The 20,072-nt window shown below is 64.2% G+C and carries 18 protein-coding genes; 13 read left to right on the top strand and 5 right to left on the bottom strand.

The genetic code is table 11. The features are described 5' to 3' along the window. Nucleotides 1-33 precede the first annotated feature (33 nt). The 4 genes from EXZ48_RS10240 to EXZ48_RS10255 all read right to left on the bottom strand — a co-directional run bounded on the left by EXZ48_RS10240 (nucleotide 34) and on the right by EXZ48_RS10255 (nucleotide 5,293). Nucleotides 34-1,095, bottom strand: a complete 1,062-nt coding sequence (locus EXZ48_RS10240; RefSeq protein WP_023512197.1) for a YcjF family protein — start codon at nucleotides 1,093-1,095, stop codon at nucleotides 34-36. After that, nucleotides 1,092-2,567, bottom strand: a complete 1,476-nt coding sequence (locus EXZ48_RS10245) for a YcjX family protein (RefSeq protein ID WP_130515775.1) — start codon at nucleotides 2,565-2,567, stop codon at nucleotides 1,092-1,094. Before EXZ48_RS10245 ends, EXZ48_RS10240 begins: the two co-directional genes overlap by 4 nt. A 157-nt stretch (nucleotides 2,568-2,724) precedes the next feature. Further along, nucleotides 2,725-3,249: a histidine phosphatase family protein gene (locus tag EXZ48_RS10250; protein WP_023517022.1), complete on the bottom strand. Its 525-nt coding sequence runs from the start codon at nucleotides 3,247-3,249 to the stop codon at nucleotides 2,725-2,727. Nucleotides 3,250-3,322: 73 nt separating this feature from the next. Next, nucleotides 3,323-5,293 (bottom strand): bifunctional diguanylate cyclase/phosphodiesterase, encoded by a 1,971-nt coding sequence (locus EXZ48_RS10255; protein ID WP_130515777.1) that lies wholly within the window; start codon nucleotides 5,291-5,293, stop codon nucleotides 3,323-3,325. A gap of 362 nt (nucleotides 5,294-5,655) precedes the next feature. Here EXZ48_RS10255 and dksA point away from each other — a divergent pair, with 362 nt between their 5' ends. Then, nucleotides 5,656-6,075, top strand: a complete 420-nt coding sequence (dksA, locus tag EXZ48_RS10260; RefSeq protein WP_024271077.1) for an RNA polymerase-binding protein DksA — start codon at nucleotides 5,656-5,658, stop codon at nucleotides 6,073-6,075. Nucleotides 6,076-6,248: 173 nt separating this feature from the next. Here the strand turns inward: dksA and EXZ48_RS10265 are convergent, their stop codons facing one another. Next, nucleotides 6,249-7,235, bottom strand: a complete 987-nt coding sequence (locus EXZ48_RS10265) for a flagellar biosynthetic protein FliO (protein ID WP_165909324.1) — start codon at nucleotides 7,233-7,235, stop codon at nucleotides 6,249-6,251. 313 nt (nucleotides 7,236-7,548) lie between these two features. On the opposite strand from EXZ48_RS10265, the gene cckA reads away from it, so the two are divergent. From cckA to EXZ48_RS10325, 12 genes are all read left to right on the top strand, one after another. Further along, nucleotides 7,549-10,167, top strand: a complete 2,619-nt coding sequence (gene cckA, locus EXZ48_RS10270) for a cell cycle histidine kinase CckA (RefSeq protein WP_130515781.1) — start codon at nucleotides 7,549-7,551, stop codon at nucleotides 10,165-10,167. Between the two features lie 353 nt (nucleotides 10,168-10,520). Further along, a complete protein-coding gene (locus EXZ48_RS10275; RefSeq protein ID WP_023516821.1) occupies nucleotides 10,521-10,829 on the top strand; it encodes a septum formation initiator family protein in 309 nt (102 codons plus the stop codon). Between the two features lie 149 nt (nucleotides 10,830-10,978). Then, nucleotides 10,979-12,025 carry a pyruvate dehydrogenase (acetyl-transferring) E1 component subunit alpha gene (gene pdhA, locus EXZ48_RS10280; protein ID WP_023517283.1) on the top strand — a complete coding sequence of 349 codons (1,047 nt, stop codon included), beginning with the start codon at nucleotides 10,979-10,981 and terminating at the stop codon, nucleotides 12,023-12,025. A gap of 17 nt (nucleotides 12,026-12,042) precedes the next feature. Further along, the gene (locus EXZ48_RS10285; protein ID WP_130515783.1) at nucleotides 12,043-13,428 is read left to right on the top strand and encodes a pyruvate dehydrogenase complex E1 component subunit beta; all 1,386 of its coding nucleotides are present in this window, start codon (nucleotides 12,043-12,045) and stop codon (nucleotides 13,426-13,428) included. A 15-nt stretch (nucleotides 13,429-13,443) separates the two neighbouring features. After that, nucleotides 13,444-14,796: a pyruvate dehydrogenase complex dihydrolipoamide acetyltransferase gene (locus EXZ48_RS10290; RefSeq protein WP_130515785.1), complete on the top strand. Its 1,353-nt coding sequence runs from the start codon at nucleotides 13,444-13,446 to the stop codon at nucleotides 14,794-14,796. Nucleotides 14,797-14,811: 15 nt separating this feature from the next. Then, entirely contained in the window at nucleotides 14,812-15,453 is a 642-nt protein-coding gene (locus EXZ48_RS10295; RefSeq protein ID WP_023513283.1) for an SGNH/GDSL hydrolase family protein, read from the top strand. Nucleotides 15,454-15,519: 66 nt separating this feature from the next. Then, nucleotides 15,520-15,780: a YdcH family protein gene (locus EXZ48_RS10300; RefSeq protein ID WP_023513282.1), complete on the top strand. Its 261-nt coding sequence runs from the start codon at nucleotides 15,520-15,522 to the stop codon at nucleotides 15,778-15,780. A gap of 88 nt (nucleotides 15,781-15,868) precedes the next feature. Beyond that, complete coding sequence (lpdA, locus tag EXZ48_RS10305; protein ID WP_023513281.1) at nucleotides 15,869-17,314, top strand: dihydrolipoyl dehydrogenase; 1,446 nt, start codon at nucleotides 15,869-15,871, stop codon at nucleotides 17,312-17,314. Nucleotides 17,315-17,404: 90 nt separating this feature from the next. Continuing rightward, on the top strand, nucleotides 17,405-18,382 hold the full coding sequence (gene lipA, locus EXZ48_RS10310) for a lipoyl synthase (protein WP_050743190.1): 978 nt from the start codon (nucleotides 17,405-17,407) through the stop codon (nucleotides 18,380-18,382). A gap of 71 nt (nucleotides 18,383-18,453) precedes the next feature. Beyond that, nucleotides 18,454-19,017 (top strand): AAA family ATPase, encoded by a 564-nt coding sequence (locus EXZ48_RS10315; protein WP_050743189.1) that lies wholly within the window; start codon nucleotides 18,454-18,456, stop codon nucleotides 19,015-19,017. Nucleotides 19,018-19,027: 10 nt separating this feature from the next. Next, the gene (locus EXZ48_RS10320; protein WP_050743188.1) at nucleotides 19,028-19,591 is read left to right on the top strand and encodes an AAA family ATPase; all 564 of its coding nucleotides are present in this window, start codon (nucleotides 19,028-19,030) and stop codon (nucleotides 19,589-19,591) included. Nucleotides 19,592-19,600: 9 nt separating this feature from the next. Further along, on the top strand, nucleotides 19,601-20,050 hold the full coding sequence (locus EXZ48_RS10325) for a type II toxin-antitoxin system RatA family toxin (protein WP_023513277.1): 450 nt from the start codon (nucleotides 19,601-19,603) through the stop codon (nucleotides 20,048-20,050). Nucleotides 20,051-20,072 lie beyond the last annotated feature (22 nt).

The following is a 20,072-nucleotide window of genomic DNA, read 5'->3' on the forward strand; positions in this document are numbered from 1 at the left end:
CTGCGCGTCGCGAATGATGCACGGTGCCGGGGGTCAGGCGTCGTCGCGCCGGCCGTTCGTCATGCTCGGTGTAAGGTCGCCGATGAAATCGCCGATGCCGGGCCGTTTCAGCGCGCGGAAGGGCATGGGCCGGCAGAGATCCATGGCGGCAATGCCGATTCGCGCCGTCATCAGGCCGTTGATGACGCCTTCTCCGAGCCGGGCGGAAAGCTTCGAGGCAAGCCCGTGGCCCAGCACCTGCTGCACCAGGCTGTCGCCCATGGCAATAGAGCCGGTAACGGCGAGATGGGCGATGACATCACGCATCAGGCGCAGCATGCCGATCTTGCCGGGACGGCCGCCGTACAGTTCCGCCATGCCGCGCACCAGCCGACTGCTCTCGTAAATGACATAGCCGAGATCGACCAGCGCCCGCGGGCTGACGGCGGTGACGATGGAGACCCGCTTGGCCGCGCCGAGGATCAGCGCACGCGCCTCGCGGTCGAGCGGCGCCATCAATTCGCGTTCGGCAAGGTCGACGAGGTGGGCCGCGTCGATGATCTCGCCTTCGGTCTCGGCGAGACGCGCGCGCCCGCGCGCCGTCTGCGGCCGGGCGGCCACGAGATGCACGAGGCGGGCGAGGATGGCGCGGCCGACCGACGGGCTTGGCGACAGGGCGGCTTCGGCGACGTCGTGCTTGAGGTCCTGCACGGCGGCGAGACGGCGCAGGCCGATCAGTTCGCGCGCGACAAGGCCGAAGACGGCGAGAACCGCGATCGCGGCAGCGGCGATCGCGAGATAGCCGAGCCAGTCGTTGCGGCTGAAGAGATCGCGGATCAGCGAATCGACCCAGAGCCCGACGGCGAGCGAGACGAGGAGGCCGAGCGCGCCGAGGGCTATGCGGCCGAGGGTGAGGCGGCGCTTGCGCGGGGTGGCGATCGGCGGTGCCAGATCCGGCAGGTCGGCGGTAGTGGCGATGAAGGGATCCTCAGCATCCGGCGTCAGCGTGACGGCGTCGTCGAAGGCGGCGGGCGCACGGCGCTTTGCATGCTCGGATGGCTGCGGGGAGCCGGCGGGCAAAGCGAAGGCGGCGGGCTTGCGCGGACGGTCGTTCATGCGAGCCGGTCTCCGATCAGGTATTGCAGTGCGCGGTCGAGGCGGATGTGCGGCACGGACAGTTTCAGGCCGCCGCCCGTCTCCTCGATATGCGGCGGTCGGAAGCGCACGAAGTTCAGGAGATGCGGCGCCTCGCCTTCAGGAACGGATTCAAGTTCCTTGAAAAGTGAATCCGGATCCTTCGGCAAGTCCCCGGGAAATATAGCTGTTTTTCGTTCGCCGTCGAAGATCTCGCCGTTGATCCGCTCGCCGGCCATGGGCACGCCGACGATGACCGGCAGGTCCTCGCCATCGTGCTTGACGGTCGCCTCGCGGGTGGCGCGCACGGAGGCGAGCGCCATCACCTCGATGCCGGCGCCGCTCATGCCGATGCGCTCGACGGCGCGCTCGACGAGGCGGCGGGTGACGGCCTCCAGCCGCGCATGGCTTTCGTGGTGCAGATGGTCCGCCTTGGTGGCGGCAATCACGATGCGGTCGATGCGGCGTGTCACGAAGGAGGACAGAAAGCTGTTCGTGCCGGCGCGGAAACAATCGAGCACGTCGCCGAGCGCGCGCTCCAGGTCGTGTACGGCCTCGGCGCCGCGGTTGATGGCCTGAAGGGCGTCGATCAGCACGATCTGCCGGTCGAGCCGGGCAAAATGTTCGCGGAAGAACGGGCGCACCACATGCGTCTTGTAGGCCTCGTAGCGGCGCTCCATCATGGCATGCAGCGATCCCCTGTCCGGGCGGCCTTCCGGCAGGTTCGGCAGGGGGGCGAAGGTGAGGGCGGGCGAACCTTCGAGGTCGCCGGGCATCAGGAAACGGCCGGGCGGCAGGGTGGAGAGCGAACGTTCGTCGGATTTGCAGGCCCTCAGATAGGCGGTGAAGGCTTCTGCCAGCGTGCGCGCGGTCGCTTCCTCGGCTGAAGCTGCCGGGTCGATGGTGGCCGACAGCGCCAGCCAGTCGCGCGCGAGCTCCGCGCGGATGCCGGACTGTGCGAGCGCCACGGTGTTTGCGCTGAAGGTGCGGAAATCCTGCGCGAGCAGCGGCAGGTCGAGCAGCCATTCGCCGGGATAGTCGACGATGTCGATCGACAGTTTTCCGGGTGACAGCAGGCGACCCCAGCCGGAGGCGCTTTCATAATCGAGTGTCAGGCGAAGCTGCGAGATGGCCCGGGTCGAATCTGGCCAGAGGCGATCGGCGACCAGCGCTCGGATATGGTCCTCGTACTGGAAGCGCGGCACGGCGTCGTCCGGCTGCGGCTCCAGCCGGATTTTTGACACACGTCCCGAGCGCCCTGCCTCGAACAGCGGCAGGCGGCCACCATTCAGCAGGTTGTGGACGAGCGAGGAGATGAAGACGGTCTTGCCGGCGCGCGACAGGCCCGTCACGCCGAGGCGGATCGACGGGTTGACGAGGTTGGTGGCGCGGCCGGTCAGCGCGTCGAGCGCGAGCAGGGCTTCGTCGGTGAAGGTGGTCAGGCTAGGGGACAAGGTCTCTTTCCAGCATCGAAGGCGATATAGGAAACGAAATCCGGCGGAAAAAGAGGCCGCCTTTTCACGCAAACCATGTCACGCAGGAATCTGCAGCGGTTTTGCGCCAGCGCGATGCCGAAAATCAAGAGGCGGCCCCGAGGGATCGCGCTGCGCCTCAATGCGCCGGGCGCGGTGTCATGAAGCCGGCAAGGCAGGCGCCGGCATAGTTGTCTTCGGTCGGGCGCTCGTCGAAATCCAGGATGGCAAGGCCTGCTGTCGGATAGCCGAAGGGGGCGGCGGTCTCGGCGATCTCCTTGCCGACGAGACGGTGGAAGAACTCCTCGATCATCGGATTGTGGCCGACGATCATCACGGCGGTCTCCTGCCGGTCCGCGAAGGCGAGTTCGGCATAGGTGTCGACCGTGCCGGAATAAAGGGAATCGACATAATCGATGGTCAGCTCCTCGCTCACCGAGCGATGGAAAGGCTCGGCGGTCTGGCGGCAGCGGACGGCGGTGGAGGAGATGATGAGGTCCGGCCTGTAGCCTTGGTCGGCGGCTTCCTCGGCGATCACCTCGGCTTCGGCAAAGCCATCGTCGTCGAGGGCGCGGTCGAAATCCGACTGGCCGGGCTCGGCCCAGGCGGCGCGGGCGTGACGAAGGATGTAGAGCCGGAAGGCCGGCGTGCCGAGAGATGCCAAGTGTGTCCTCCATCCGCCTGCAGCAAACGATCCGTGCCGCATTCCGACTTCATGTCTGTCCTTGCGGGAAAGATCAACCGGTTTTGCGCACGGGCGCGTTCACGATCGTGTCTGACGGCGCCTGGTAGGCCAGCGTGCCCTCCAGCCGCTCTGGCCGTGCGAAGTAGTAGCCCTGCATCATGCGGCAGCCGAGGCCGCGCAGCGCAGCGACCTGTTCATGGGTCTCCATGCCTTCGACAACGCAGACGCAGCCGACGTTGCGGGAGAGGTCGACGATCGTCTTGACGATGCTGCGGCTGCGTTCGTTCGTGGCGATATCGACGATGAAGCTGCGGTCGATCTTGATCTTGGTGAGCGGCAGTTTGTGCACGTAGTTGAGGCTCGAATGGCCCGTGCCGAAATCGTCGAGCGCAATGCCGATGCCGCGCTCGGCGAAACGGCGGATGTTGTCGGCGGCAAGCGTGAAGTTGCGCATGACGGCCGTCTCCGTCACCTCGATGTCGAGGCGGGCCGGGTCGACGCCGCTTTGCGCGATGATCTCAAGCAGGGCATCGACGGTCTTGTTGGAGACGACGTCGCGGGTCGACAGGTTGACGGAGAGGCGGATGTGATCCGGCCAGCTCTGTATGGCCGCCAGCGCCTTCTGCACCAGGATCTCCGTCAGCCGGCCGATGATGCCGGCCCGCTCGGCTGCACGGATGAAGATACCGGGCGGCACGTTGCCGAGGGTCGGGCTCCGCCAGCGGGCGAGTGCCTCATAGGCGGAGATGCCGTTCGTGTCCACATCGACCATGGGCTGGAAGACGAGGTGCATCTCCTTCTCGAAATCGGCGGCGCGCAGCGCCTGCTGGATGCGGCCCTGCTCGTTGATCTCGGCCTCGTGCTCGGCGGAGAAGACGACCGTCGTTCCGCGAAAATTCTGCTTGGCGAGATAAAGGGCAAAGTCGGCGCGATCGAAGAGCCGGTCGGCCGTGGTGCCGGCATCGCCGAGGATCGAGATGCCGAGCGAGCCGGAAACGCGTGCTGTCTGTCCGTTGAAGACATAGGGTTCCTGGAGGGCCGCGCAGATTTCGTCGCCGATCGCATGGAGCCGCTCTGCGCAGGCCTTGCCCTCGAAGATGATGCCGAACTCGTCGCCGCCGAGGCGGGCCGGGAACAGACCCTGGCCGGCAAAGGCGAGGAGCCGTTCGCCGACCTCGACGAGCAGCTTGTCGCCGATGCCGTGGCCGAAGGTGTCGTTGACGGGCTTGAAACCGTCGAGGTCGATAAGGCCGAGGGCGAGGCCGGTGCGGTTCTTCTCCGCCCGCGCGATCCTCGTTTCGAGCTCGGCACGGAACTGGCGGCGGTTGGGCAGGTTGGTCAGGCTGTCGAGATTGGCGAGGCGATGGTTCTCGTCGCTGAGGCGTTGGGTTTCCGCCTGGCGCGCCTCCAGCTCCTTCTGCGACTGGATGAGGGCGCCGAAATCCCGGTAGTAGGTGAAGAGAATGAACACCATGGCGACGGTGACGAGTGCGACATTGAGAGCGAGCGCGGTGAAGACCGGATTGCCCGAAGTGCCGAAGAAGATGGTGAACGGGCCGAGCACGATGGCCGTCAGCGCGAGCGCGGCCGCCCGCAGGTGCATCAGGCAGAAGATGCAGCCGACGACCGTGTTGGCGATGTAGAAGGCGACATGAGACTGCTGGTAGGCGTTGCCATAGGGGTAGAGGCTCAGCGACCAGGCGCAGAAGCCGGCGCCGAGCAGTGCGGTCAGGCGATAGGTCGAGCGCAGCCGGCCGACTGCCTCCGCATGGGTGTAGCGCCGGTTGCGGCTGAACCACCAGTGGACGAGGCGGAACAGGCTGATGGCATAGAGCGCGGAGGGAATGTAGAGGGTGAGAGAGACGGGAGCGGTGCCCAAATGGGTGACGGTGATGGCGACAGTATTCGTCACCAGCATGAAGTAGAGCAGCGGCACCTGCTTGGTAAAGGCGGCAAGCTGCGCCTGGACGAGCTCCGGATTGCCGGATTCGATCGAAAGAATGGCCTTTGCCCTGCTGAACATCAATGCGTGCTCCTGCCCTTACGGCAAGAGAAAAGCATGAGTTGCTAAAATAAGTCTGAATCCAGGGCGCTACAGGTTCGCGAAAGAAAATCGTCCTACCCTTATCCCGGATCGGCAATCGCGTGCCTATATTTGGTGCAGGACGATGCGACAGACAGGCGATAGAGCGCCCTTTGGGCGAGGCGACGGGGATGTTTGGCGGCCGATTTTGCCATCTCGTTGTAATCTTGATGAAATATTAGTCTGGCAAGGTTCAAAACAGAGGCAGACGCGAAAAACCGTGGGTAAGTTTCTACAGGCTTGAAACACGTTACCCGTGGGGATATACAGCGCGCCTTGAGATGTTCTTCAGGAGAATCGCGTTGAGTGAGAAGATCGATCTTAGCAATTTCGTCCTCGATGAGGGCGATGAATTCATGAACGCAAACCAGCGGGCTTACTTTCGAGCAAAGCTGAACGCCTGGAAAAACGACATCCTGCGCGAAGCGCGCGAAACCCTCGACCATCTGGCAGAAGAAAGCGCCAATCATCCGGATCTTGCGGACCGGGCGTCTTCGGAAACCGACCGTGCCATCGAACTTCGGGCACGTGACCGCCAGCGCAAGCTGATCTCCAAGATCGATGCGGCGCTGCAACGTCTCGACGAAGGCACTTACGGTTACTGCGAGGAAACAGGCGAACCGATCGGCCTCAAGCGTCTCGACGCCCGCCCGATCGCCACGCTTTCGATCGAGGCGCAGGAGCGCCATGAGCGTCGGGAGAAGGTGTATCGCGACGAGTAGACCTTTCCTACGGATCTGAGGAGGTCCGAGGGCAGGCTTCGCGGTAATCGAACACCGGATGTTTCCGGTGCCGGCAGGTTTCGTGTTGTTCGGTGCTGGCAAGACCAAAATTAAAGCCGCCGGAAACCTCGTGTTTCCAGCGGCTTTTTTCTGTGCGGTTCGGACCGGTTGTCTTACGCCTTGCGATTGGCGGCAATTTCACCGAGCAGGCGCGCCATCTCCGCTTCGGTTTCCTCGCGGCTCTTTGCGACGGGCTGCCCATGACCGATCGTGGCGGCGGTCTGCGTCGGGTTGAGCGTCGGCTGGGCGGCTGTGTGGGCGGTCGTGCCGGCGGCGGCGCTGCTGGCCATTTCGGCCTCCAGGATCTTTTCGAACTCGCTGACCAGCGCTGGGTTGTCGGCAAGTTGGGGCGTCGGCTTGGCGAGCGTCGGCGTCGCCATCGGGCGCTGCACCGTCTGGCCGGCGGTTGCCTGTGTCGTGTGCGTTACCGTGGACTGGGGCAGGACGCGCTGGCGGTTCTGTTCGAGGACGTCCTCGATGCGGCGCTCCGGCGTACGCTGCTGCATGGCCGTCTGCGCCTGCTGGGTCGTCTGGACCGGCTGGCTCACCGCCTGCGCCGGAGTGGTGCGGGGAGCGGTGTCGTCCTCACCGGCATAAAGCACCCTGGTCATCGCCGAGACGCCCTCCGGCGTTGCCGCCGGGCGGCGCTCCACCGTGCCGTTGGCCGATGCGACGGCACCGGCCGAGGCGGTGGTGCGGGCGGCGATCGCGGGTTCGGCCGCCTTCGCCACTGTTTCCTGCAGCACCGGTGCGGGCTCGGCACGCTCGGTCCTCTGGTTGGTCTTTTCCGTCGGCTGGGCATGGTCAGCCGACGGGAGGGCGATGCGCGTCTCGATGACGATGTCGGTCGGGCCGCCGATCATCAGGAGGTGTTCCACGTCGTCCCGGCGTATCAGGACGAGGCGGCGGCGCGTGTCGATTGCCGCGGCATCGAGCACGGCAAGGCGCGGCGCACGGTTGCGCCCGCCGCGGATGAAGGGCGAGGAGGGGCGGCCCCGGATGATCCAGAGCACCAGCGCGAGGCAGAGAAGGCCGAGCAGCACCACCACCGCGGCGATGACGAACTTCGTGCCGTTCTCTGCGAGAATCTCCTGGAACATGGCGCGGTCACTCCTTCTCAGCAGTTTTGGCCCAGCAGTTCGGCCTTTCGGGCCGATTGGCTGCATTTGACGGCTTTTCCCGGGGTCCTACAAGCGCGGTATACCGGTTGTCCAGCACGGATTGCCGTCGTCATCGTCGCGTAAGTATGGCAGGTTAGGGAAATTGCGATGTTTGAGCCGGGAATATTCCCTGTGAATTCGCGGCCTTGCTTCCCCTCGACGGCTTTTTGCGCTTCCCTCGTGCGGATAAACATGATTCTGGCATCGGGTTCGGGTCAAGCGCAAGACCCGGGCTGTTGCAGACGAGGGACTGATGACGACGATGAAGCGGCCGGACGGGGATAATGTGCCGATCGTGGACCGCGGCGTGCGGCCGGCGGTGGCGCTGCGTGTGGTGCTGCTCGCGGTCGTGCTGGCGGCTTCGGCGGGGGCGTTCATCGTCTTCAAGAACCAGCTCGACAACGAGCTCGTGCTCGGAGTTCTCGGCGTTCTCGCGATGGCCGGCATCTTCTTCGTCGTTTCCGCGCTGATCGGCTTCATCGAGGTCATGCCGCAGGCGGCGCGCTCGGATGATCTGGCACGCGCCTTTCTCGATGCGCATCCCGATGGCACGGTCGTCACCGACCGCAAGGGCCGCATCGTCTACGCCAATGCGGCCTATGGCGCGCTGACGGGGGCGAACGGTGCTGCCGAGGTGCAGACGCTCGAGACCCTGCTGTCGCGCAATCGCGACGCGACCGAAGCCGTCTATCGCCTGACCAACGGACTGCACGAAGGCAAGGAAGGCGCCGAGGAGTTCCGCGTCCAGAAGCCGCTCAACCCGGCCGGCTCCGGCGGCTCGGGCGCGCAGTGGTATCGCCTCAAGGCGCGTATCCTGCCGAACCGCGACAAGCCGAAGCAGCCGCTCTATATCTGGCAGATTTCCAACATCACCTCCGAGCGGGACGACCAGGAGCGCTTCTTTAAGGAATTGCAGAACGCCATCGACTATCTGGACCATGCACCGGCCGGTTTCTTCTCCGCGGGCCGCAAGGGCGAGATTGTCTACCTGAACGCGACGCTTGCCGAATGGCTCGGCATCGATCTTGCGAAGTTCCATCCTGGCTCGCTGTCGATCGCCGAGATGGTGGCGGGCGAGGGGCTGGCGCTTATCCAGTCCGTGCAGGCCGAGCCTGGCCTGAAGCGCACCGAATTGCTCGATCTCGACCTGCGCAAGACGAACGGCCAGAGCCTTCCGGTGCGCATCGTGCACCGCGTTTCCACGACGCGCGACGGGGCGCCCGGCGAAAGCCGCACCATCGTTCTTGCGCGCGAGGAGGGCAGCGCGAACGATCAGTCCGCCTCGATTGCCTCCATGCGCTTCACGCGCTTCTTCAACAACACGCCGATGGCCATCGCCTCGGTCGATGGCGGCGGCCGGATCCTGCGCACCAACGCGCCATTCCTGAAGCTGTTCTCGGGCGTCGTCTCGCGCGACGATATCGACCGCGGCGCCAAGCTCGAGACCATCGTGCACGAGACGGATCGCTTGCGCCTGCAATCGGCGCTCGATGCGGCGAAGGACCGGCAGGGCGACATCGCGCCGATCGACTCGCTGCATCCGGCCGACGACGGCCGGCATTTCCGCTTCTATGTGAACGCCGTCATCGACCAGAGCGACGAGGCGCCGGAGGAGGCGGCCATCGTCTATGCCGTCGAGATCACCGAGCAGAAGGCGCTCGAGACGCAGATGGCGCAGACGCAGAAGATGAATGCGGTCGGCACGCTCGCCGGCGGCATCGCGCACGACTTCAACAACGTGCTGACGGCGATCCTGCTTTCCTCCGACCACCTGCTTCTGTCCGCGCGCCCGTCCGATGCGAGCTTTGCCGATCTCATGGAGATCAAGCGCAACGCAAACCGGGCGGCGGTGCTGGTGCGCCAGCTGCTTGCCTTCTCGCGCAAGCAGACGATGCGCCCGACCGTGCTCAACCTCACCGACGTCATCGGTGACCTGCGCATGCTCGTCGATCGCATGACCGGCACCAACGTCAAGATCGATGTCGAATATGGCCGCGACCTCTGGTCGGTGAAGACCGATCTCGGCCAGTTCGAGCAGGTGCTGATCAACCTTGCGGTCAATGCGCGCGACGCCATGCCGGAGGGCGGCACCATCACCTTCCGCACCCGCAATGTGGAGGCTGACGAGGCGGCGGCACGGAACCTGCGCGATCTGCCGCCGGGCGACTATGTGGAAGTGGACGTGGCCGACCAGGGCACCGGCATCCCGCCCGAAATCATCGACAAGATCTTCGAGCCCTTCTTCACCACCAAGGAAGTCGGCAAGGGCACAGGGCTGGGCCTTTCGATGGTCTATGGCATCGTCAAGCAGTCCGGCGGCTATATCTATCTCGATTCCGAAGTCGGCAGTGGCACGACCTTCCGCATCCTCATGCCGCGCCATATCGAAGAGGTGGTGCCGGCGGAAGTGGCGGGCGCGGTGCAGGCACTGTCGCAGACCGGCGGTCAATCGACGGCCGTGGCCGCGCGGGAAGCGGACAAGGAGCCGCGCGACCTTACCGGCGGTTCGGCCGTGGTGCTGCTCGTGGAGGACGAGGAAGCGGTGCGGCGCGGCGGCAAGCGCATGCTGGAGACCCGCGGCTACACCGTCCACGAGGCCGGGTCCGGTGTCGAGGCGCTCGACATCATGGAAGAGCTGAACGGTGCCGTCGACATCGTTGTCTCCGACGTGGTCATGCCCGAGATGGACGGTCCGTCGCTGCTGCGCGAGCTGCGGAAAACCTATCCGGACCTCAAGTTCATCTTCGTCTCGGGCTATGCCGAGGACGCCTTTGCCCGCAACCTGCCGGCGGACGCCAAGTTCGGCTTCCTGCCGAAGCCGTTCTCTCTGAAGCAGCTCGCCGAGGCCGTGCGGGAAATGCTCGACGCCTGAGCCTTCAGGCAATCGCATAGGGAATTCGACAGTGCCTTTCTTTCCTTCTCCCGGTGGGGAGAAGGTGGCCCGAAGGGGTCGATGAGGGGGGCGGACGGATCATTTGCGCCTTTGCCATCCCCTTCATCCGCCTGCCGGCACTTTCTCCCCGTGGGGAGAAGGGGAATGAGGCAGCGGCTTCCTTCCAAATGCGATTGCCCTGTCTCGGCTCCTGACGGCACGGGCCTTTCAACGGAAAAACCGGGGCGGCATCGGCAGATGCGGTTTTTTCTTTGCCCAACCATCATGGTCAATGGTCGGTTAACCGCTTACCGCTAGTATCGAACTTGTATTGCGTATCGGGACTGCTGTGCATGTGGACCAAACACCATAAGAAGCGGAAATTCGGCCGGCTGGCGTTGCCGGTGATTACAGTCGCATTCCTTTCCTACTTCGGCTATCATTCCGTCCATGGCGATTTCGGCCTCAGGGGGATGGAGGAGCTCGAACGGCAGAGAGTAGAGCGTCAGGCGCGCCTGGACGTCCTCGTGCGGCAGCGTCAGATTCTGGAAAAAGAGGTGGCTCTGATGAGCGATGGCTCGCTCGAGCGTGACATGCTCGACGAAAAAGCGCGCTCCTATCTCAATATGTCCAGAGCCGACGAAATCGTTATTTTCCATTGAAGAAGTCGATTAACCGAAATCTGGTTAATCGTAAATATGCCTTACTAATCAGTGGCTTGCGAAGAATATAAGCCATGCATTTATGGCATTGCTGAGGCGGACTTTCTCCCCTATGGTTTCCTCCAAGAGGCAAACATAGGGAGGAACGAATGGCTCCGCGTAAAACCGCGTCCACGTCCAGCCGCAAAACCGCGGCAAAGCCTGCAAAGAAAGACTTCACCGGCGGCACGATTGCCGAGTTCTCCAAGGAAGACGATCTTCACGCCTATCGCGAAATGCTGCTCATCCGGCGTTTCGAGGAAAAGGCTGGCCAGCTCTATGGTATGGGCTTCATCGGCGGCTTCTGTCACCTCTATATTGGCCAGGAAGCTGTCGTCGTCGGCATGCAGCTGGCGCTGAAGGAGGGTGACCAGGTCATCACGGGTTATCGTGACCACGGCCACATGCTCGCCTGCGGCATGAGCCCGCGCGGCGTGATGGCGGAACTGACCGGACGTCGCGGCGGCCTTTCCAAGGGCAAGGGCGGCTCCATGCACATGTTCTCCAAGGAAAAGAACTTTTATGGCGGCCACGGCATCGTCGGCGGGCAGGTTTCGCTCGGCACGGGCCTTGCCTTCGCCAACCGATACCGCGGCAACGACAATGTCTCGCTCGCCTATTTCGGCGACGGCGCTGCCAACCAGGGCCAGGTCTACGAGAGCTTCAACATGGCCGCTCTCTGGAAGCTGCCGGTCGTCTACGTGATCGAGAACAACCGCTACGCCATGGGCACGTCCGTTTCGCGCGCCTCCGCCCAGACCGATTTCTCGCATCGGGGCGCATCCTTCAACATCCCCGGTTACCAGGTGGATGGCATGGATGTGCGTGCCGTTAAGGCCGCCGCCGACGAAGCCGTCGAACATTGCCGCTCGGGCAAGGGGCCGGTCATCCTCGAGATGCAGACCTACCGCTATCGCGGTCACTCGATGTCCGACCCGGCGAAGTACCGTTCGAAGGACGAAGTGCAGAAGATGCGTTCCGAGCACGACCCGATCGAGCAGGTGCGCGCCCGCCTTCTGGAAAACAAGTGGGCAAGCGAGGACGATCTCAAGCAGATCGACAAGGACGTCCGTGACATCGTCGCCGACAGCGCCGATTTCGCGCAGGCCGATCCGGAGCCGGATGCATCCGAACTCTACACCGACATCCTGCTGTAATCCGGGGAGGGACACCAATGCCAATCGAGATTCTCATGCCCGCCCTGTCTCCGACCATGGAGGAGGGCACGCTCTCCAAATGGGTGAAGAACGAGGGTGACACCGTCAAGTCCGGCGATGTGATTGCCGAAATCGAAACCGACAAGGCGACGATGGAAGTCGAGGCCGTCGATGAAGGCGTGATCGGCAAGATCCTGATCGCCGCCGGCACCGAGGGCGTCAAGGTGAACACGGCGATCGCCGTGCTGCTGCAGGACGGCGAGAGCGCCGACGCGGTCGCCGCGCCGAAGGCAGCCGCCAAGCCCGCTGAAGCCGAGGCGCCGAAGGCCGTCGAGCCGGCACCTGCCGCCGCTGCCGCGCCCGTTCCGGCGCAGCCGAAGGGCGAAGTTGCCGCTGATCCGGATATTCCGGCCGGCACCGAAATGGTGGCGACGACGGTGCGCGAAGCGCTGCGTGACGCCATGGCGGAAGAGATGCGCCGCGATGACGACGTCTTCGTCATGGGCGAGGAAGTTGCCGAATACCAGGGTGCCTACAAGATTACGCAGGGCCTGCTGCAGGAATTCGGCGCCCGCCGCGTTATCGACACCCCGATCACCGAGCATGGCTTTGCCGGCGTCGGCGTCGGTGCGGCGATGACCGGCCTGAAGCCGATCGTCGAGTTCATGACCTTCAACTTCGCCATGCAGGCGATCGACCAGATCATCAACTCCGCGGCCAAGACGCTCTACATGTCCGGCGGCCAGATGGGCGCGCCGATCGTCTTCCGCGGCCCGAATGGCGCGGCAGCGCGCGTCGCGGCCCAGCACTCGCAGTGCTATGCCGCCTGGTACAGCCACATTCCGGGCCTCAAGGTGGTCATGCCCTATACGGCGGCCGACGCGAAGGGTCTCCTGAAGGCGGCCATCCGCGACCCGAACCCGGTCATCTTCCTCGAAAACGAAATCCTCTACGGCCAGAGCTTCGATGTGCCGAAGATGGACGATTTCGTGTTGCCGATCGGCAAGGCGCGCGTGCACAAGAAGGGCAACGACGTCACCGTCGTCTCCTTCGGCATCGGCATGACCTACGCGCTGAAGGCGATTGCTGAGCTCGAGAAGGACGGCATCGACGTCGAGCTGATCGACCTTCGCACCATCCGCCCGATGGATCTGCCGACGGTCATCGAATCCGTCAAGAAGACGGGCCGCCTCGTCGTCGTGGAAGAGGGCTATCCGCAGTCCTCCGTCGGCACCGAGATCGCGACCCGCGTCATGCAGCAGGCCTTCGACTATCTCGATGCGCCGATCCTGACGATTGCTGGCAAGGACGTTCCGATGCCCTACGCCGCGAACCTCGAAAAGCTGGCGCTGCCGAATGTCGGCGAAGTCGTCCAGGCGGTCAAAACCGTCTGCTACAAATAAGGGGAGGGCGCCGAAATGCCGATCAACATTACGATGCCCGCCCTCTCGCCCACCATGGAAGAGGGCAACCTCGCCAAGTGGCTGGTCAAGGAAGGCGACACCGTGAAATCCGGTGACGTCATCGCCGAGATCGAGACCGACAAGGCGACGATGGAAGTCGAGGCCGTCGATGAGGGCGTTGTCGCCAAGATCGTCGTGCCCGCCGGTACTGAAGGCGTCAAGGTCAACAGCCTGATCGCCATCCTTGCCGCCGACGGTGAAGATGTGTCGGCAGCCGCTGCCGGCGGTGGTTCCGCGCCGAAGGCGGAAGCCAAGCCTGCCGAGGCCAAGGCCGAAGCGCCGAAGGAAGCAGAGAAGCCCGTGACGGCAGCAGCCGCGCCGGCTCCCGTCGCTGCCAGCACCGGCAACGGTCATTTCGTCGGCAACGGCCTCTTCTCTTCGCCGCTCGCCCGGCGTATCGCCAAGGATGCCGGCGTCGACATCAAGTCGGTCTCCGGCTCCGGCCCGCACGGCCGCGTGGTGAAGAGCGATGTTGAGAAGGCGATCGCCTCCGGCGGTGCCAAGCCCGCCGCCGCTGCAGCAGCCCCGGCTGCCGCCGCCTCCACAGCGCCCGCCGCGGCCCCCAAGGGCATGTCGGAAGAGGCCGTGCTCAAGCTGTTCGAGCAGGGCTCGTACGAGCTCGTGCCGCATGACGGCATGCGCAAGACCATTGCCAAGCGCCTGCAGGAATCCAAGCAGACGATCCCGCACTTCTACGTCTCCGTTGACGTCGAGCTCGATGCGCTGCTGGCGCTGCGCGCCCAGATCAACGGTTCCGCGCCGGAGAAGGACGGCAAGCCGGCCTACAAGCTCTCGGTCAACGACATGGTGATCAAGGCCATGGCACTCGCCCTGCGTGACGTGCCGGATGCCAACGTCTCCTGGACCGACACGAACATGGTCAAGCACAAGCACGCGGATGTCGGTGTCGCCGTTTCCATCCCGGGCGGCCTGATCACGCCGATCATCCGCAAGGCGGAGTTGAAGAGCCTGTCGGCCATCTCCAACGAGATGAAGGATCTCGGCAAGCGGGCCAAGGAACGCAAGCTGAAGCCCGAGGAATACCAGGGCGGCACGACCGCGGTCTCCAACATGGGCATGATGGGCGTCTCGAACTTCGCTGCCGTCGTCAACCCGCCGCATGCGACGATCCTGGCTGTCGGCGCGGGCACGGAGCGGGTGGTGGTCAAGAAGGGCCAGATGGTCATCGTCAACGCGATGACGGTCACGCTCTCCACCGACCACCGCTGCGTCGATGGCGCGCTGGGTGCCGAACTGCTCGGCGCCTTCAAGCGCTACATCGAGAGCCCGATGGGGATGCTCGTCTGATAGCGGAGTGCGGCCATGAAGACGGTTCTCTGCTACGGCGACAGCCTGACCTGGGGTTACAAAGCGGAAACGCTCGACCGGCACGCCTTCGAGGATCGCTGGCCGAGCGTGCTCGCCAAGGCCCTCGGACCGGGTGTCACCGTGATCGCGGAGGGCCTCAACGGCCGCACCACCGCCTATGACGACCACATGGCGGACTGCGACCGCAACGGCGCGCGCATCCTGCCGACCATCCTGCACAGCCACGATCCGATCGACCTCGTCATCCTGTTGCTCGGCGCCAATGACATGAAGCCGGTCGTTTGCGGCACCGCCTTCGGCGCCGTGCAGGGCATGGAGCGGCTGGTGTCGCTCGTGCGCCACCATGCCTGGTCGTTCGGTGACCAGGAGGGGCCGGAGGTGCTGATCGTCTCCCCGCCGCCGCTGTGCGAAACCGCGAACACCGCCTTTGCGGCGATGTTCGCCGGCGGCGTGGAACAATCGGCGATGCTGGCGACGCTCTATGCGGACCTGGCGGACGAAGCCGGCTGCGGCTTCTTCGATGCGGGCGCGGTGGCCGAGACCACGCCGCTCGACGGCGTGCATCTCGATGCGAAGAACACGCGGGCGATCGGCAAGGGTCTCGAGCCGGTCGTGCGCATGATGCTCGGGCTTTGATCGGGATCAAGGAGTGAAGGCGCGGGCGCGCTAGGCTGGCACCATCATCAGAAGAAGGAGATGGACATGCCGAATACCCCGCACCAGCTGGCAGAGGAATTTCCGGAGCACCTGGCCAAGATCCGCCACCTGCGCGAGGTCGATGGTCATTTCCACCGGATTTCCGAGGAGTATCAAGCGGTGAATCTCGCGATCCACCGCGCCGAGACGGATATCGAGCCCGTCGCCGACTTCCACATGGCCGACATGCGGAAGGAGAGGATGCGGCTCAAGGATGAAATCTACGGGATGCTGATGCGGCCGGAAAAGGTCGAGCAGCTTCCCTGAGGGGCGGAGTGCTTCCGCTTCTCGTCAAGGCCGTGGCGGCGGTTGGCCGACTGTGGCGCAGAAGAACAACAGAGGAGTGGAAGCGCTCATGTCGAATGCCTACGACGTCATCGTTATCGGTTCGGGTCCGGGCGGCTACATCGCCGCGATCCGCGCGGCGCAATTGGGCCTGAAGACGGCCATCGTCGAGCGCGAGCATCTCGCCGGCATCTGCTCCAACTGGGGCTGCATTCCCACCAAGGCGCTGCTGCGCTCGGCCGAGATATTCCACTACGCCCAGCATCCGGGCGACTACGGCATCAAGATCGAAGGCTCGGTGACGCCGGACCTGAAGGCGATCGTTGCCCGCTCGCGCGGCATCGCCCAGCGCATGAACGGCGGCGTCGGCTTCCTGATGAAGAAGAACAAGGTCGATATCATCTGGGGTGAAGCCAAGATCACCAAGCCGGGCGAGATCGTCGTGTCCAAGACGACCAAGGCGATCCAGCAGCCGCAGGCGCCGCTGCCGAAGAATGTTCTTCCCGAAGGCACCTACGCCGCCAAGCATATCGTCATCGCCACCGGTGCGCGTCCGCGCGCACTGCCCGGCATCGAGCCGGATGGCAAGCTGATCTGGACCTATTTCGAGGCGATGAAGCCGGAAGAGATGCCGAAGTCTCTGCTCGTCATGGGGTCGGGCGCCATCGGCATCGAATTCGCCTCCTTCTACCGCACGCTCGGCGTCGATGTGACGGTGGTCGAGGTGATGAAGACGGTGATGCCGGTCGAGGATGCGGAAATCTCCGCACTCGCCAAGAAGCAGTTCGAAAAGCAGGGCATGAAGATTCATCTGGAGGCGAAGGTCACCAAGGTGGAGAAGGGGGCGAACTCCATCACCGCCCATGTCGAGATGAAGGACGGCAAGGTCGAGAAGATCACCGCCGACCGGATGATCTCCGCCGTTGGCGTTCAGGCCAATGTGGAAAATATTGGCCTTGAAGCCGTCGGCGTGAAGACCGACCGCGGCTTCATCGCCATCGACGGTTACGGCAAGACGAACGTACCGGGCATCTACGCGATCGGCGACGTCGCCGGTCCGCCGATGCTGGCCCACAAGGCCGAGCATGAGGCCGTCATCTGCATCGAGAAGATCGCGGGCCTGCCGAACGTGCATCCGATGGACAAGTCGAAGATCCCGGGCTGCACCTATTGCCATCCGCAGGTCGCCTCGGTCGGCCTGACGGAAGCCAAGGCCAAGGAACAGGGTCGCGACATCCGCGTCGGCCGCTTCCCCTTCGTCGCCAACGGCAAGGCGATCGCGCTCGGCGAAGACCAGGGTCTCGTCAAGACGATCTTCGACAAGAAGACCGGTGAACTGCTCGGCGCGCACCTCGTGGGCGCGGAAGTGACCGAGCTCATCCAGGGTTTCGTCATCGCCATGAACCTGGAGACGACCGAGGAAGAACTGATGCACACGATCTTCCCGCATCCGACCATTTCGGAAACGCTGAAGGAAAGCGTGCTCGATGCCTATGGGCGTGCACTGAACGCTTGAACGTGCTAAAGCCCGCCTCCACATGGAGGCGGGCCCGCTAATTTCCGGTCCGCAAGGGGTGCTGGCGCCCCACAGGAAAGTGGAATCGACATGGTCACCATTCTCGACCGCACCAATCTTGATCCCAACGCCCCGCGCGTTCGCCACCCGGAAAAGGCCCACCGGCCCGACACGGAAGTGTTGCGCAAGCCGGAATGGATCCGCGTCAAGGCGCCGGTGTCCAAGGGCTATCAGGAAACGCGCGATCTCGTGCGCTCCCACAAGCTGGTGACGGTGTGCGAGGAGGCCGGCTGCCCGAACATCGGCGAGTGCTGGGACAAGAAGCACGCGACGTTCATGATCATGGGCGAGATCTGTACCCGCGCCTGCGCCTTCTGCAACGTGGCGACGGGCAAGCCGAATGCACTCGACATGGCGGAGCCGGAGAACGTCGCCAAGGCCGTCAAGCAGATGGGTCTTTCCCACGTCGTCATCACCTCCGTCGACCGCGACGACCTCGCCGATGGCGGGGCCGAGCATTTCGAGAAGGTGATCTGGGCGATCCGCGAAGCCTCGCCGCTGACGACGATCGAAATCCTGACGCCGGACTTCCTGAAGAAGCCGGGCGCGCTGGAACGTGTCGTTGCGGCCAAGCCTGACGTCTTCAACCACAATATGGAGACTGTGCCGGGTAATTACCTGACGGTTCGTCCGGGCGCACGCTACTTCCACTCCGTCCGCCTCCTGCAGCGCGTGAAGGAGCTGGACCCGACCATGTTCACCAAGTCGGGCATCATGGTGGGCCTCGGCGAGGAGCGTAACGAAGTGCTCCAGCTCATGGACGACCTGCGCACGGCGGATGTGGATTTCCTCACCATCGGCCAGTATCTCCAGCCGACCCGCAAGCACCATGCCGTCATGAGCTTCGTGACGCCGGAGGAGTTCAAGTCCTACGAGACCGTCGCCTATTCCAAGGGCTTCCTGATGGTCTCTTCCAGCCCGCTGACGCGCTCCTCGCACCATGCCGGCGACGATTTCGCACGGCTTCGGGCCGCGCGCGAACGCAAGGTTCTTGCCGCTGCGGAATAGACTTTTCCTCAGCCTTCCTTTAAGCCCCGCCGTCCCGCCCGACGGCGGGGTTTTGCGTTTCGGGGGTGGCGATGACGGTTTCGATCACGATCGACGAAGCGGCCGAGCGACTGGAGACGGCGAACCGTGTGCTGGTTATCGGCTGCTCGGGCGGCGGCAAGTCGACGCTGTCAAAGGCGCTCGCCGCGCGGTTCGGCCTGGAGTACCAGTCGATCGACCGGGACGTGCGCTGGCTGCCCGGCTGGCGCGAGCGCGATCCGGCCGCGCGGCTCGATATCCTGAAAATGCTGGTGGCGCGGGAGCGCTGGATCATGGACGGCAGCAATCCGTCCACCTTCGACCTGCGCGTGCCGCGCTCGGATCTCGTCATCTGGGTGCGCATGCCGCGGCTCACCTGCCTTCTCGGCGTCGCGCGTCGTGTCTGGCGCTACCACGGCACGGTGCGGCCGGAAATGGCGGCGGACTGCCCGGAACCGCTTCCGGACCGCACCTTCCTCGACTACATCTGGAATTTCGAGAGAAAATCTGCACCGGTCTTCATCCGCAAGCTGGAGCAGCATGGCGAAGGCGTACCGCTCGTCACCCTGTCTTCGCGACGTGAGGCGCGCCGCCTGCTGACGCGCGTCGGCGCATAGGAGAACCACCATGATCGCCATCACGAAAGAGACCGCCGCCGCGCGGCTGAACACGGCGGAGCGCGTGCTGGTCATGGGCTGCTCGGGCAGCGGAAAATCGACGCTGGCGCGAAAGCTGAGCGAGCGGCTCGGCCTACCCTATGTCTCCATGGACCGCGAGATATTCTGGCTGCCGGGCTGGATCGTGCGACCGCGTGCGGAGGCCTTGATGCGCCTTCAGGCGATCGTGGCGGAGGAGCGCTGGATCATCGACGGCACCAGCCCTGGCACCCTACCGGTGCGCCTGCCGCGCACGCATCTCGTCCTCTGGCTTCGCCCGCCGCGCTGGGCGTCGCTCTACGGCGTCCTGTCGCGCTGGCTGAAATTCCGCGGCCGGTCGCGGCCGGAAATGGCCGATGGCTGCCCGGAGCGGATGACACGCGAGTTCCTCGCTTACATCTGGAACTTTGAGAAGACGGAGAGCCCGGAAATCAAGGAGAAGCTTGCGGCATATGGACCGGATGTGCCGGTTTGCGTGTTGAAATCGAAGGCCGAGAACCGGGAGCTACTTGCCATCCTCGCGCGGCAATATTAGCTCTCGGCCATGCCACAGTTCGAAACCCGCCGTCCGGTTCCCCATACGCCCGAGCAGATGTACGACCTCGTCGCCGATGTCGAGCGCTATCCGGAATTCCTGCCGCTCTGCGAAGGGCTTACGGTGCGCTCGCGCAAGGAACGCGACGGCAAGGAACTTCTGATCGCCGACATGACCGTCGGCTACAAGGCGATCCGCGAGACGTTCACGACGCAGGTTCTTCTCAACCGCGCCGAACGGGCGATCGACGTCAAATATATCGACGGGCCGTTCCGCTATCTCGACAATCGCTGGCGCTTCGAGCCGCTGCCGGACGGCGGATGCTCCGTGCATTTCTTCATCGACTACGAATTCAAGAGCCGGATTCTCGGCGCGCTGATGGGCTCGATGTTCGACCGCGCCTTCCGTATGTTCACCGAGGCTTTTGAAAAGCGCGCGGCCACGATCTACGGCGGCTGAACAAAACCGGCCGATCATCCGT

Source organism: Shinella sp. JR1-6, assembly GCF_004284735.1.
Classification (GTDB): domain Bacteria; phylum Pseudomonadota; class Alphaproteobacteria; order Rhizobiales; family Rhizobiaceae; genus Shinella.

Bases quoted from the DNA above. Each gene is read 5' to 3' on its own strand.
- EXZ48_RS10275 (WP_023516821.1), top strand. From the start codon at position 10,521: ATGTGGACCAAACACCATAAGAAGCGGAAATTCGGCCGGCTGGCGTTG.
- lipA (WP_050743190.1), top strand. From the start codon at position 17,405: ATGGTCACCATTCTCGACCGCACCAATCTTGATCCCAACGCCCCGCGC.
- cckA (WP_130515781.1), top strand. From the start codon at position 7,549: ATGACGACGATGAAGCGGCCGGACGGGGATAATGTGCCGATCGTGGAC.
- EXZ48_RS10300 (WP_023513282.1), top strand. From the start codon at position 15,520: ATGCCGAATACCCCGCACCAGCTGGCAGAGGAATTTCCGGAGCACCTG.
- EXZ48_RS10285 (WP_130515783.1), top strand. From the start codon at position 12,043: ATGCCAATCGAGATTCTCATGCCCGCCCTGTCTCCGACCATGGAGGAG.
- EXZ48_RS10290 (WP_130515785.1), top strand. From the start codon at position 13,444: ATGCCGATCAACATTACGATGCCCGCCCTCTCGCCCACCATGGAAGAG.
- lpdA (WP_023513281.1), top strand. From the start codon at position 15,869: ATGTCGAATGCCTACGACGTCATCGTTATCGGTTCGGGTCCGGGCGGC.
- EXZ48_RS10265 (WP_165909324.1), bottom strand. From the start codon at position 7,235: ATGTTCCAGGAGATTCTCGCAGAGAACGGCACGAAGTTCGTCATCGCC.
- EXZ48_RS10255 (WP_130515777.1), bottom strand. From the start codon at position 5,293: ATGTTCAGCAGGGCAAAGGCCATTCTTTCGATCGAATCCGGCAATCCG.
- EXZ48_RS10295 (WP_023513283.1), top strand. From the start codon at position 14,812: ATGAAGACGGTTCTCTGCTACGGCGACAGCCTGACCTGGGGTTACAAA.
- EXZ48_RS10325 (WP_023513277.1), top strand. From the start codon at position 19,601: ATGCCACAGTTCGAAACCCGCCGTCCGGTTCCCCATACGCCCGAGCAG.
- EXZ48_RS10240 (WP_023512197.1), bottom strand. From the start codon at position 1,095: ATGAACGACCGTCCGCGCAAGCCCGCCGCCTTCGCTTTGCCCGCCGGC.
- pdhA (WP_023517283.1), top strand. From the start codon at position 10,979: ATGGCTCCGCGTAAAACCGCGTCCACGTCCAGCCGCAAAACCGCGGCA.
- EXZ48_RS10315 (WP_050743189.1), top strand. From the start codon at position 18,454: ATGACGGTTTCGATCACGATCGACGAAGCGGCCGAGCGACTGGAGACG.
- EXZ48_RS10320 (WP_050743188.1), top strand. From the start codon at position 19,028: ATGATCGCCATCACGAAAGAGACCGCCGCCGCGCGGCTGAACACGGCG.